This is a genomic window from Pseudomonas sp. LBUM1666 (assembly GCF_059695775.1).
The window spans coordinates 1,451,425-1,464,172 of sequence record NZ_CP166789.1 but is presented as its reverse complement, the minus strand read 5'-3'; the positions used below and the strand labels follow the sequence as shown (position 1 = coordinate 1,464,172).

General features: G+C 58.1%; 15 protein-coding genes. 8 read left to right on the top strand and 7 right to left on the bottom strand.

From position 1 onward, the window contains the following. Positions 1 to 14: 14 nt before the first annotated feature. Positions 15 to 830 carry a sulfite exporter TauE/SafE family protein gene (locus ACA056_RS06590; RefSeq protein WP_497271383.1) on the bottom strand — a complete coding sequence of 272 codons (816 nt, stop codon included), beginning with the start codon at positions 828 to 830 and terminating at the stop codon, positions 15 to 17. Positions 831 to 941: 111 nt separating this feature from the next. On the opposite strand from ACA056_RS06590, the gene ACA056_RS06585 reads away from it, so the two are divergent. Next, a complete protein-coding gene (locus ACA056_RS06585; protein WP_497271381.1) occupies positions 942 to 1,709 on the top strand; it encodes an AraC family transcriptional regulator in 768 nt (255 codons plus the stop codon). A 206-nt stretch (positions 1,710 to 1,915) separates the two neighbouring features. On the opposite strand, the gene bglX is transcribed toward ACA056_RS06585, so the two are convergent. Then, positions 1,916 to 4,189, bottom strand: a complete 2,274-nt coding sequence (bglX, locus tag ACA056_RS06580; protein ID WP_497271379.1) for a beta-glucosidase BglX — start codon at positions 4,187 to 4,189, stop codon at positions 1,916 to 1,918. Positions 4,190 to 4,464: 275 nt separating this feature from the next. Between bglX and ACA056_RS06575 the strand changes: the two genes are divergently transcribed. Then, on the top strand, positions 4,465 to 4,782 hold the full coding sequence (locus ACA056_RS06575; RefSeq protein ID WP_497271377.1) for a helix-turn-helix domain-containing protein: 318 nt from the start codon (positions 4,465 to 4,467) through the stop codon (positions 4,780 to 4,782). A 49-nt stretch (positions 4,783 to 4,831) separates the two neighbouring features. On the opposite strand, the gene ACA056_RS06570 is transcribed toward ACA056_RS06575, so the two are convergent. Beyond that, entirely contained in the window at positions 4,832 to 5,890 is a 1,059-nt protein-coding gene (locus ACA056_RS06570; protein WP_497271375.1) for an MBL fold metallo-hydrolase, read from the bottom strand. Positions 5,891 to 6,097: 207 nt separating this feature from the next. Here ACA056_RS06570 and ACA056_RS06565 point away from each other — a divergent pair, with 207 nt between their 5' ends. Together ACA056_RS06565 and ACA056_RS06560 are read left to right on the top strand one after the other, a co-directional pair. Further along, entirely contained in the window at positions 6,098 to 6,709 is a 612-nt protein-coding gene (locus ACA056_RS06565) for a TetR/AcrR family transcriptional regulator (protein ID WP_497271373.1), read from the top strand. 124 nt (positions 6,710 to 6,833) lie between these two features. Beyond that, positions 6,834 to 7,373, top strand: a complete 540-nt coding sequence (locus ACA056_RS06560) for a DUF1003 domain-containing protein (RefSeq protein ID WP_497271371.1) — start codon at positions 6,834 to 6,836, stop codon at positions 7,371 to 7,373. Positions 7,374 to 7,380: 7 nt separating this feature from the next. Here ACA056_RS06560 and ACA056_RS06555 read toward each other — a convergent pair whose 3' ends face one another. After that, on the bottom strand, positions 7,381 to 8,322 hold the full coding sequence (locus ACA056_RS06555) for a LysR family transcriptional regulator (RefSeq protein ID WP_497273498.1): 942 nt from the start codon (positions 8,320 to 8,322) through the stop codon (positions 7,381 to 7,383). A gap of 15 nt (positions 8,323 to 8,337) precedes the next feature. Between ACA056_RS06555 and ACA056_RS06550 the strand changes: the two genes are divergently transcribed. Together ACA056_RS06550 and ACA056_RS06545 are read left to right on the top strand one after the other, a co-directional pair. Next, complete coding sequence (locus tag ACA056_RS06550) at positions 8,338 to 9,045, top strand: CTP synthase C-terminal region-related (seleno)protein (protein ID WP_497271369.1); 708 nt, start codon at positions 8,338 to 8,340, stop codon at positions 9,043 to 9,045. Continuing rightward, complete coding sequence (locus ACA056_RS06545; protein ID WP_497271367.1) at positions 9,042 to 9,365, top strand: antibiotic biosynthesis monooxygenase family protein; 324 nt, start codon at positions 9,042 to 9,044, stop codon at positions 9,363 to 9,365. Before ACA056_RS06550 ends, ACA056_RS06545 begins: the two co-directional genes overlap by 4 nt. 139 nt (positions 9,366 to 9,504) lie before the next feature. Here the strand turns inward: ACA056_RS06545 and ACA056_RS06540 are convergent, their stop codons facing one another. Continuing rightward, positions 9,505 to 9,831 carry a DUF2025 family protein gene (locus tag ACA056_RS06540; RefSeq protein WP_497271365.1) on the bottom strand — a complete coding sequence of 109 codons (327 nt, stop codon included), beginning with the start codon at positions 9,829 to 9,831 and terminating at the stop codon, positions 9,505 to 9,507. Between the two features lie 234 nt (positions 9,832 to 10,065). On the opposite strand from ACA056_RS06540, the gene ACA056_RS06535 reads away from it, so the two are divergent. Together ACA056_RS06535 and ACA056_RS06530 are read left to right on the top strand one after the other, a co-directional pair. Further along, complete coding sequence (locus ACA056_RS06535; RefSeq protein WP_497271363.1) at positions 10,066 to 11,193, top strand: glycerophosphodiester phosphodiesterase; 1,128 nt, start codon at positions 10,066 to 10,068, stop codon at positions 11,191 to 11,193. Between the two features lie 109 nt (positions 11,194 to 11,302). Next, positions 11,303 to 11,620 carry a PepSY domain-containing protein gene (locus ACA056_RS06530; RefSeq protein WP_497271361.1) on the top strand — a complete coding sequence of 106 codons (318 nt, stop codon included), beginning with the start codon at positions 11,303 to 11,305 and terminating at the stop codon, positions 11,618 to 11,620. Positions 11,621 to 11,716: 96 nt separating this feature from the next. On the opposite strand, the gene ACA056_RS06525 is transcribed toward ACA056_RS06530, so the two are convergent. Together ACA056_RS06525 and ACA056_RS06520 are read right to left on the bottom strand one after the other, a co-directional pair. Next, positions 11,717 to 12,085: a hypothetical protein gene (locus ACA056_RS06525; RefSeq protein ID WP_497271359.1), complete on the bottom strand. Its 369-nt coding sequence runs from the start codon at positions 12,083 to 12,085 to the stop codon at positions 11,717 to 11,719. Between the two features lie 185 nt (positions 12,086 to 12,270). Next, positions 12,271 to 12,708 carry a hypothetical protein gene (locus ACA056_RS06520; RefSeq protein WP_497271357.1) on the bottom strand — a complete coding sequence of 146 codons (438 nt, stop codon included), beginning with the start codon at positions 12,706 to 12,708 and terminating at the stop codon, positions 12,271 to 12,273. Between the last annotated feature and the right edge of the window lie 40 nt (positions 12,709 to 12,748).

Sequence of the window (12,748 nt, the reverse complement as noted above, 5' to 3'; positions counted from 1 at the left end):
TACCGATTCCAACCCTACGTGGCGCACATGCTCAGCATCACCAAAACTAGCAAACCTACATATACCTGCGCATGCACCCGATCCGGAAACCGCCCAATCCACGGCGTGGCCAGCCGAATCCCCACCAGCGACCCCACCGTCAAAACCGCAAACGCCAGCACATCCACATAACCCACAAACCACGGCCCCAGATCAAACTCGGTAAGTCCAGCCATCGCGATGTAAGTCAGCGTCCCGGCCAACGCCACGGGCAAACTTAGCGGATTGGCCATGGACGTCGCCTGGGACATGCTCAACCCACAACGCCGCAACAACGGCACGGTCATGACGCTGCCGCCTACCCCGAGAAACGTGGCAATGGTGCCGATTCCTACGCCCCCGCCAGACACTTCTGCCCTTCCCAATCGCCGTGGGATGGCGGTGTCGGACGCTGTAAGAAAACCGCGTCGCAACAGGCAATCCGCGATGGTCACGCCCAGGTACGCGATGAAGGCATAGCGAATCACGTCGCCACTTGCCCACATCGCCGCTACGGCACCGACTACCGCGCCCACGCCGATAAACCCGCCCAACGGCCATAGGTAATGACGAATGAGATTACCGGCGCATCGGTGTTTTCCGGTGGCGATCGTTGCGTTGACGATCATCACGCAGGTCGAGGTTGCCACAGCAATGTGCATCGCCGATTGGCCGACGGGGTCGTCTGTGCCGTGGCTGGTCATGAGCATGCGATACAGCAATGGCACGACGACGAAGCCGCCGCCGAAACCGAACAGGACCGCGGTGATGCCGGTCATGCAGCCGAAGAGTGCCAGCAGGAGATAGAACATTGCGCGTCGTCCGTTGGTTGAGAGCGGTCGACGATAGAACGAGGCGCCTTGGCCTGCGTCAGCAAGTCAGCCAATAATGTTCGCGTTTACGCCAACTGCTGGGACTGCTCGATGCGCAATGTTTCGATTGATCTGCTGGACCACACGCCACGGCCGGTGGTGGCCATCGGTACGGATTATTCCCACGGCCATTTGTTGCCTCGTCATACGCATCGGCGGGCGCAATTGTTGTACGGCGCCACCGGGGTGATGCAGGTCAGCACGCACGACGGCAACTGGGTGGTGCCGCCACAGCGGGCGGTGTGGATTCCGGCGGGGGTGGTGCATGAAGTGCTGATGCTGGGGGTGAGTACTCGCAGTTTGTATATCGAGCCGGGGGCGGTGGATCTGAGGGATCGCTGCCAGGTGATCAGCGTTTCGCCATTGATGCGGCACTTGCTGATGGAGGCGGTGGAGATCCCGCTGGCGTATGACGAGCGCGGGCGCGACGGTATGCTGATCGGCTTGCTGTTGCATGAACTGGCGCGCAGTACTCACCTGCCGTTGCACATTCCCCTGCCCGTCGATGCGCGGCTACTCACGTTGTGCCAGGGCTTTGTGCAGCGGCCCGACGCTCATCAGTCGCCACAACAATGGGCCGATCAGTTGCACATCAGCCTGCGGACTTTCAATCGCCTGTTCCGCCAACAAACCGGTATGAGTTTCAGCCAATGGCGGCAGCGGGCCTGCGTGGTGCTGGCTCTGGCGCGGCTGGTGGTGGGCGAACCGGTGACGCGGATTGCCCTGGATTTTGGTTATGACAGCCCGGCGGCGTTCTCAACGATGTTTCGTCGCGTACTGGGGCAGGCGCCGTCCGTTTGGTTGGAGGGGGCGAGATAGAGAGGCAATTGCCGCTAATGCCAGTCAGTTAAGCGCAATCCATGTGGGAGCGGGCTTGCTCGCGAAGACAGCGGTACAGTCAACATTGATGTCGCCTGACACACCGCTTTCGCGAGCAAGCCCGCTCCCACAGGTCCGCACCTTAACTTACTGGCATTAGGGCAAGCCCCCTCGCCACAGGTCTTGTGTCTGACGCGCCTTCACTCTTACAGCAACTCAAAACTCTGCGCCTTCACATCCTGAGAATCCAGACCGATTTGCACCTGGAACTCGCCCGGCTCGGCGGCGTATTCCAACTGAGCGTTGAAGAACTTCAAGTCGTTCTCATCAATGCTGAAGTGGACCGCTTTCTCTTCTCCGGCCTTGAGCATGATTTTTTGAAAGTTCTTCAGTTCTTTGACCGGACGGCTGAGGGAGCCAACGACATCGCGGATATACAACTGAACCACCGTTTCGCCGTCGCGCTGGCCGGTATTTTTCACTATGACGCTGGCGATGAGCTTGTCGGTCTTGTTCAGTGTGGTCGAAGACAGGGCCATGTCGGTCAGGCTGAAATCGGTATAACTCAGCCCATAGCCGAAGGGATAAAGCGGACCATGGGATTGATCGAAATATTGAGACGTGTAGTTGCGAAGCCCACCCGGCAGGTAGGGGCGGCCGGTGTTCAAATGGCTGTAGTAATTAGGGATCTGCCCCACGGAGCGTGGAAAGGTGATGGGTAACTTGCCGGAGGGGTTGTAGTCACCAAACAATACATCGGCAACGGCGTTGCCTCCCTCAGAGCCGCTGTACCAGGTTTCCAGAATCGCATCGGACTGCTTCTGCTCCTTGCCGATGGACAGTGGCCGGCCATTCATCAATACCAGTACCAGCGGCTTGCCGGTGGCTTTCAGAGCGGTAATCAACTCACTCTGGCGTCCTGGCAGATCGAGGCTGGTTCGACTGGCCGCTTCATGAGACATACTGCGGGGCTCACCCACTACTGCAATCACAACATCGGCTTGCTGTGCAGCCTTGACCGCTTCGTCAATCATCTCTGCTGCCGGACGAGCGTCGTTCGCGATTTCGGACACTCCCTGATATTCCAGGTATTTAACAACCTCCTGATCCTCCTCGAGATTGGCGCCTCGGGCATAGATCAGCGAGCCCTGGTTCATGGCGCTTTTCAGGCCGTCGTAGATCGTCACCGATTGCGAGGGCACGCCGCTTGCGGACCAACTGCCCATGATGTCGACGGTACTTTTTGCCAACGGGCCTATGAGCGCGATCGCGCCCTCTTTTTTTAGCGGCAAGAGCCCGTTTTCATTCTTCAGCAGCACCAATGTCTTGCGTGCCACCTCACGGGCCTGCGCTCTGTGCAGACGGTTTTCGGCATTGTTATCAGCGGGGTCTTCACCGGCAACGCCGATGCGCCGGTAAGGATCTTCGAACAGCCCCATGTCGTACTTGGCCCCCAGGACTTCCCGCACAGCATTATCGATATTGCTCTGGGAAATAGCGCCAGACTCAAGCAGCCCGGGTAGCTCCGGACCATAGGAGAAGTCGTTCATGCTCATATCAACACCGGCCCTGATCGCGAGCCTGGCCGCTTCGCGGTGATTCTTCGCAACACCATGCTGAACCAGATCGTTTATCCCGTTATGGTCGCTGATGACCAGTCCCTTGAAGCCCCATGCTTTGCGAAGCAGGTCTTGCATCAACCATGCATTGGAAGCGGCTGGCACGCCATTTATCGAGTTAAGCGCCACCATCATCGCTCCCGCACCACCCTCAATCGCCGAACGATAAGGTGGCAGGTAGTCCTGGTGCATTCTGGCCAGGCCCATGTCGACGCTGTTGTAGTCGCGTCCACCCTCGACAGCACCATACAACGCGAAGTGTTTGGCGCTGGCCATGATGCTGTCGGGTGCATTCAGGCTTTTGCCCTGGTAGGCCTGAACCATCACTTTGGCAATGCGCGAAACCAGATAGGTGTCTTCACCGAAACCTTCGGATGTACGCCCCCAGCGAGGATCACGGGCGATATCTATCATCGGTGCAAAGGTCATATCGATACCGTCCGCACTGGCTTCTTTCGCCGCCGTTCGACCGCTCAACTCGATGGCGTCCATATCCCAGCTGGAGGCCAACGCCAGGCCAATGGGAAAAATGGTTCGATGGCCGTGTATCACATCCCAGCCGAAAAACATCGGTATTTTCAGGCGGCTTTGTTGAGCCGCGTCCTGCATGGGTCGGTTTACGTAACGGCTCACAGAGCCGTACGTACCCCCGATTCGCCCGGCGGTGATTTCTTGGTACATCCTTTCGGGAGTCATCTTTTCATCAATCGCGATCAGCCGCAGTTGGCCGACTTTTTCTTCCAGGGTCATTTGATTCATCAGGTTGGTCACAAAGGCATCTTTGTTTGACGATGCCATATCGGCCAGGACGGGCAGACTTGTAAAACCGATCAGGGTACATAGCAGACGTAGTCTTTTCATGATTCCCTTCCCTGCATAACGCTGTGGCGCACAGCCTCTGAAACGCCACCTTTCCTTGTATTGAAAATCAGAAAGCTGACGTTCAAACATTGCTGCTGACGGGTGTTGAAAACCCATTGAACTTTCAGCCCGCCTAAAAATAGCGTAGTCGGTCCAACGCTCCTGCCTGAGAGGAAAAATAGAACCGATCAAAAAATGAGTTTGATTCGGGCTTAAAACAACTGTACAAAAACACAGTATTTTTTGAATCAGCACTCTTGAGCCCGGAGAACACCATGGCCTCTCTTGCGATGAAAATCACCCTGGAACGTATCGCCCTTTTCCAATTCACCCCCGCGCATAGCATTCAGGCCCGAGCGATGCTGGGTTGGAGTGTGGAGGAACTGTCTCGGGAATCCGGGGTTTCGGTGGACGCTATTCAGCGATTTGAAGATGAACGCGATGTGCTGGATGTAACGCGGCTGGCGTTGGCTTATCGGTTTGAATCGGAGGGGTTGGTATTCTTCCCGGGGTTTGCGCCGGGGAGAGGGATGAATGTGAAAGGGTCGACGCCTGATCCGGTGGGGCGGGCGGATTATGCGATGGTTGAGTGAGGTGTCGGCCCGGGCCGCTTGCAGCGGTAAGCAGCCCGGCTTCACAACGCTATGCGTTCTGAGGCTCCACCTGATCGCCAACGTTTTCCATCTCCGACCACCAAGTGCTGCCCCGCTGCGGATACATCACATTGAACGCCTGACCCATCTGCGGCGTGGTGATCGAAACATTCCGCTCCCAGGCCAACGCCAGAATGCGGTCGAAAGGTTCGTACCAGGCGTGCATCGACAAATCGAACGTGCCGTTGTGAATCGGCAGTAACCAGCGACCTTTGAGGTCGATGTGCGCTTGCAGGGTTTGCTCCGGCTGCATGTGAACATGCGGCCACTCGACGTTGTAAGCACCGGTTTCCATGAGTGTCAGGTCGAACGGCCCGTACTGTTCGCCGATACGTTTGAAGCCATCGAAATAACCACTGTCGCCGCTGAAGAAGATTCGCGTGTCGCCATCGACCATCACCCACGAGGCCCACAGCGTGCTGTTGCCATCAAACAGACCGCGACCGGAAAAGTGCTGCGAAGGGGTGGCGATGAACTGAATACCGTCGACCTCAGTGCCTTGCCACCAGTCCAGCTGGCGCACTTTGCTGGCGTCGATGCCCCATTTGATCAGGGTGTCACCCACGCCCAGCGGCGTCAGAAAGTACTTGGCCTTGTCCGCCAGTTTGAGCACCGCTTGATAATCGAGGTGGTCGTAGTGATCGTGGGACAGGATCACCGCTTCAATCGGCGGCAGCTCTTCGAGGCTGATCGGCGGCTGGTGAAAGCGCTTCGGGCCGGCCCATTGCACGGGTGAGGCCCGTTCGGCGAAGACCGGGTCGGTGATCCAGAATTTGTCCCGCAGTTTCAGTAGTACGGTGGAATGGCCGAGGCGGTAAACGCTGTGGTTAGGTGCGGCGATCAATGCTGCCTGAGTGAGGGTTTGCACCGGGACAGGTGCGGTCGGGCGGGTGTTACGCGGCTTGTGGAAAATCATGCTCCACATGATGCGCAGGGTTTTGCGAAAGCCTTCGCGCTTTACCTGCGCATGGTTTCGAAAGAGCCCTTCTACATGACGGGAAGCTTCAGGCGTAGAGGCGTTATCCGATGGGGAAGTTGATATGGCCATGATGACTCCAGAAAAACCGCACAATTCGCGATTTCCGTTTGGGACGATAAATGGCCAAGGCACGCACGCATCAGCCGGAGATCTATTGTTCACTGCACAGGATTAACAAAACATTACACTGCACAGTGTAGTTTCTAGGTTGCATCAAAGCCGATCACAAGTAAACTGCCAAGTGTAGTTCTTACTTCTTCTTACCGAAGCGTACTTATGACAGCTCCACAGCGCCTCACCGACCGAAAACGCGAAGCCATCATTCAGGCGGCGATTGCCGAATTCCGTGCCAACGGTTTCGACATCACCAGCATGGACAAGATCGCCGCCACCGCCGGCGTGTCGAAGCGCACGGTGTACAACCATTTCCCCAGCAAGGAAGAGTTGTTCGCCGAAATCCTCAATCAATTGTGGGCGCGGGTGACCGCAGAGCAGGAAACGCCCTACCATCCCGACCTGCCGCTGCGTGACCAGATGCGCCTGATGCTGACGGCGAAACTGCAGATGCTGGGCGATGACAATTTTCTCGACCTGGCGCGGGTGGCCATCGCCGCCACCATCCATTCCCCTGAGCGTGCGCAGAACATGGTCGCCCGAATGGGGGAGCGCGAAGAAGGCCTGACTGTGTGGATCCGCGCCGCTCAGGCCGATGGCCGTTTGAAACCGGTCGACCCCGAATTCGCCGCACAACAGATTCAGGGAATGCTCAAATCCTTTGCGTTCTGGCCACAGATTTCCATGGGCCTGCCTGGCTTGTCAGCCGAGATGCAGAGCACCGTGGTGGAGTCGGCGCTGGACATGTTCCTGGCCTGCTATCAGCTGCAATAAATGACAATGTCCGCCGCTATAGCAGTGATCGATAGCGCGGAATAAAACACCGCAATGTGTTTCAGAATGAAACTGGCGCTGGGGCTATAGTGAGCCTCAGTCCCAGCGCCATGCAGAGAGCACCATGACCACCACGACTTCCGACACCAAACCCGCCCTTCCCGTCGATCATCTGCGTTTTCATCGCCCCCACGCCCACCTGGCGCCCACGTTCGGCAACGACAAATTTGCCCTGCGCGCCGAGGCCTTTGCGCGGTTCTTCGGCACGCCGACCTTTCTCGGCGCGCAGACGCTGATCGTGGTGGTATGGGTTTGCCTCAATCTGTTCGGCGTGGCTCACTTCGATCTCTACCCGTTCATCCTGCTCAACCTCGCTTTCAGCCTTCAAGCGGCTTATGCCGCACCGCTGATCCTGCTGGCCCAGACCCGCCAGGCGGCGCGGGACAAAGCCCAGTCTGAAGCCGACGCCCTGCACCGCGAATCCCTCGCCGTCGCCAACAGTGAACGTCAGGCGCAAGCGGCGCAGAACACCGCGCAACTGCTGGAACTGCTCGAGCAAAACACCCGGCTCACCGAAATGACCAAGGACCTCACCGAACGCATCGAAAGCCTGACCTCGGAAATGCATCAGCACTTCGTGAGCAAGGATCGGCCGAAGGTTTAGCGCTCGGTCAAGGCAATCGAAGCGCCCGCCCCAACTCATCGAACAACGTCACCACCGAGCGCAAGGCGCGGCAGTCCGGGCGGGTCAGCAACCAGAGCGCCGTGTCGTAACCGTGTAACGGCTCACTCAACGGTTGCAGCCCTTCACCGATGAGGAAGTCCGGCAAGGCCGCGACACCGAGCCCGGCCCTCACCAGTTCAGTCACCGACAACATGCTGTTGCAGCGATACCCCGGGGTGACGCCGGGCAACTGCTGACGGCGCCACACAACGGTGGGGTGATCGGGAAGGAAGTCATCCGGGGCAATCCAGGTCAGAGACGCCAAGTCTTCGGAATCGACCGATTTCAGATACGCCTCACTGGCACAGACTCGATAAGAAACCTCTGCCAATCGCCGGCCCACCAAGTGCTCGGGCGGTGTGCGGGTCAGGCGCAAGGCGATATCCGCGTCCCGCCGGCTGAGGTTGGCGAAGTCGTTGGAGGTACTCAACTCGATGGTCAGCGCCGGGTAGCCGGGCATGAACTTCGCCAACGCCGGCAGCAGCAAGCCTTGCAAGACCGAATCGGTGCAGGTCAGGCGCACCGTGCCGCTGATGACTTCACCGCCCTGCTCCACGCCAATGCGCGCCGCCTCCAGCGCCTGTTCGGCCCGCTCAGCCTGTTCGGCCAGGGTTTGCGCCAAGGTGGTGGGCAAGTAGCCGGCGCGGCTTTTTTCGAACAGTTGCTGGCCCAGCGCGGCTTCCAGTCGGCGCACGGCGCGAAATACGGTCGAGACGTCGACCTTCAACAACGTAGACGCCCGAGCCAGAGAGCCACCGCGCACCAGCGCGAGGATCAGGGACAGGTCGGGGTAATCCAGTCGATAGTGCGTCGGTGCATTGATCAATTGGGATAACGCCAATATTGAGTGCGTGAGCGCCAATCTATAGTGGGTGCCAGGAATCAACAAGCGTGGAGCGCACTCATGGAAACCCGCCCATTCCGCATCGCCCTGATCGGCGATTACGACCCGCATGTCACCGCTCACCAGGCCATCCCCATCGCCCTCGGCATGGCCGCTGAACATGCGAACACAGACGTGCAGTTCCAATGGTTGGCCACCGACCGCATCAGCGCCGATGCGCCATTGGCTGATTTCGACGGTTTCTGGTGCGTGCCCGCCAGCCCTTACCGCGATATGGACGGTGCGTTGCGGGCGATCCGTTTTGCCCGTGAACAGCAACGGCCGTTCCTTGGGACGTGCGGCGGTTTTCAACACGCCGTACTCGAATACGCCCGAAATGTTCTGGGCTGGGACGATGCCGAACACGGCGAGACTTCACCCGATGCGGCGCGAGCATTGCTCACACCACTGACCTGCTCGCTGGTGGAGGCCGTCGACAGCATTCATCTGGTTGAAGGCTCGTTGATCGCCCAGGCGTACGAAAGCGCTGAGATTGTCGAAGGCTATCGCTGCCGCTACGGCGTTAATCCAGCGTTCGAACGTGAGTTGTTGACCCAACAGCTGTGCGCCGTTGGACACGATTCTTCGGGCGACTTGCGGGCGGTGGAACTCAAAGGGCATCCGTTCTTCGTCGCCACGCTGTTCCAACCTGAACGCGCAGCGCTCAAGGGCAAGCTGCCGCCGCTGGTCCGTGCGTTAATCGCCGCCTGCAAGAGGCAGACATCATGATTGCCAAGACTCCGCCAGCGCCTTACTACGCGGTGATTTTTACCTCCCTGCGCACCGACGGTGATCACGGTTACGAGCAGGCCGCCACGCGCATGCTCGAACTGGCCCGTGAACAACCCGGTTTCCTGGGGGTGGAATCGGCTCGGGGTGAAGACGGGCTCGGGATTACGGTGTCCTACTGGGCCAGCGAAGCGGCGATTCTGGCGTGGAAACATCATCCCGAGCACAGTGAAATTCGCGAGCGTGGGCGCTCGACCTGGTATTCGTCTTGCCATACGCGGGTGTGCAAGGTTGAGCGGGCGTATGCGTTCAAGCAGTAAATGATGTGGTGTTCTCAGGGCCGCCATCGCGAGCAAGCTCGCTCCCACATGGGTTATGTGTCGATCACAAGACCAATGTGGGAGCGAGCCTGCTCCGGGCGGCGTTCCGACGATAGGGCCCGCACAGTCACCGCAAAACTCAGCTCTGCACCAGACTGCGAACCGCCAAAATCTCCGGCACTTCCCGCCGGTTCATGTACACCCGCAACGGCTCGGTGATGTTGATCCGGTCATCGATGTTCTGATCCAGCAACAACTGAATCAACTCACGCTTGAGCGTCATGGCCTGCGCGGAACCTGGGGCCCAGACGAATTCGCTGGTGGGAATAATGCCGTCGTCAGCCACGTCCATGCCGAAAGAGTCTTCGCTGAAACGAACGATGTACTGGCCGGTCTTGCGATTGAGGCCGACGAAGCCTTTGAGTTGGTCGGCGGCCTGGCAGATGAGCTCGGAAGTGATGCGCATGATAAACCTCACAGAAGGTCGCAAAGGACCGGTGATCGATGGTTTACACGCAGGGCAAGCGAATGGGCGTTCCCTCTGCCGGGGTAACTGCCGGGGCCAAGAGTACTGCAAAGAAGCGCACAAAAGCGCTGAAAAAATCAGCTTTAAACACGTTTATGTCGGTCTGGCGATAGCGCAAGCGGCGCTCAGTTGTTAAAAGATACGTCTTTGAAAATCTGCGAAAGGACCTCGACCATGCCTGTTCACTTCCCCAAGAGCGCCCTGCTGCTGAGTCTGATGCTGGGCCTCGGCCAGGCACAGGCCGCCAGCGAACCAAGCCCCACCGCACTGGCCACCCGCATGGGCATTCCGCATCCGGCCGTGATCGCCCACCGTGGCGCGTCGTTCGATGCACCGGAATCCACCGCCGCCGCCTACAAACTGGCCCGCGATCTGGGGGCCGACTACCTGGAAATGGACGTGCAACGCAGCAAGGATGGCGTGCTGTTCGCCCTGCACGACGACAACCTGCAACGCACCACCGACGTCGCCAGCAAATTCCCTGAACGCAAGGACCGCCCGGCCAACGAGTTCACTATCGCCGAGCTGAAAACCCTGGATGCCGGCAGCTGGTTCAACACCGCCTACCCGGATCGCGCGCGTCCTGCGTACGCTGGTCTGAAAATCCTGACCCTCGATGAAATCATCGATATTGCCCAAGGCAATCCACTGCACAAACCCGGCCTGTACATCGAAACCAAAGAGCCGAAGCAGTTTCCCGGGATCGAGCGCGACCTCAAGGAAAAATTGCAGGATCGCGGCTGGTTGAGCCCGGCCGGTTCGAAACTGGCGAAGAGTAATCTGGCGGTTGGCCAGGGCAAAGGTAAAGTCGTGCTGCAAACCTTCGAGAAGAGCAGCCTCGAACTGCTCGAGAAGGAAATGCCGAAAGTGCCGAAAATCCTCCTGCTGTGGGTCGGCGAAGGCAGCATCGAGCCGAAATCCAAAGTGACGTTTGCCGAGTCCGGCGACAAGGACAAAGCCACTTACTACGCCAAACAGCAACCAAAGGACAAAGCCGAATTCCAGCAATGGGTCGAGTACGCCAAAGCCCAGGGCGCGATCGGCACCGGCCCTTCTGCCGCGCTGACCAAGGGTGGTGATCAGAGTTACTCGGACCTGGTGCAACCGTGGATGAACCAATACACCCACGATCAGGGCTTGTTGGTGCACGTGTACACCATCGACGATGCCGTGGATTACCAGAAAGTCATGGACGCCGGCGTCGACGGCATCTTCACCAACCGCGCCAGCGAACTGCTCAAGTTCTACAAACGCCCGGCGGCTGCCAGTGTTGCGCAATTGCTGCAGAACAACGGTTATTGATGAACGTGGGAACGATCGCTACCCAGTCGTGTTCGGAGAATTAAGGGTGGATTAAGTTGCGCCGGTTAACTTGATCCCACTTAAACGAATCACCCAAGGAAAGAACTTCATGAAAAACCTGACTGCTCTGTTCGCCGCTGCTGCCCTGACCCTCACCGCTGGCTTGGCCCAGGCGGATGTTCGTCCTGACCTGATCCCGGGTCTGCTCAAGGCCGGCACCATCATGGACCTGGAAAAACTCAACCAGGCAGCGCTCGCCCAGCACCCAGGCAGCACCGCAGCGAACATCACCGATACCGAACTGGAACAGACTGCCACTGGCGCTTACGTCTACCAGGTGGAAATCCGTGACGCCAAAAACGTTGAGTGGGATGTGGATTTGGACGCCAAAACCGGCAAGGTCCTGAGCAACAAACAAGACACTTAATGGCCTCAAAAAAAAGCCGCACGATTTTCGGATCGTGCGGCTTTTTTGCACATCTGATTCAAACAACCAAGTACTTTGACGCAGTGAGCACAGCCTCTACGCCTTGATCTCGTTAGCGTAACTCACGGACGATTGGCTGTTAAACATCTCGACCCTGGCACGGAAAGAACTTGAGGTGGAAGTCGTTCCGTCCAGATGCTTGATCTCGTAGTAAACCTCCCCCCCACCCTGCACCTGACCCAGAGCCTCTTTGTCCAAAGGAAGATGTATTGGAAAGAAATCACCTGATCGATAGGTGTGAAAGCCCACCTCAGTGTCGCCACAAAACACAATGATTCTTTCATCGACATCAAAATCTTCTCGTGCCGGAATGACTACTTCCGGAATCAGTGGGTCTGCCTGATCCACGTACAAAACGACTACCTGACCACCGACAACTGTCATAGGGCTCAATAATTCGGCCATCGCAACGCTCCTTGTGAAAGTACTGGCGCAAGTTCGGGTCGAAAATGCGTGCCAGTGGTTATCTAGCGCTGCGAAAAAAACCTGTCTACTGTCAGAAATAACAGGTAGTGGCTAAATCAGATGCCTCAGGCAAGCGTATTCGATCAACGGTCGCCTGAGTGTTCAGACTCCGTCAATATCAGTGCTTAGGCGGACATGCTGACCAGCGCGCCGGACGTACTGGAACCGGAATCCTGCAATGCCTGCAACAACGCCGTCGTCGCGGTCTGCAACGAGCCCGAAGTCGTCGCAATCTGCGACTGCGCCGCCGCAACGTCCGCCGCTTTTGCTTCGGCGCTTTCCTGCCTGGCCTGGGCCGCTTGCAGTTGCTGCTGTTGTTCCTGCAATTGCTTTTGCAGCTCGGCGATCTGCTTGCGCAGCTCTTTCACCGTATCGGATTCTTCGCTGCTGCTGGAACTGCTACCGCTCGCCGCGGGGGCGCCGCCGGCGGATACCTTGGTGGCGTCGCTGGACGCCTCAGCGGTTGCCGTGACTGACGTGTCTTCGGTGCTGTCGCTGAGGGCAGTCTTGTTCGAAGCAGTCGTGGCCGTCGGGGTGATCGAAACGGAAGTGATGCTGACCATGGCGGTTTTCCATTGGAATTATGGGATTACCGTGGTCATC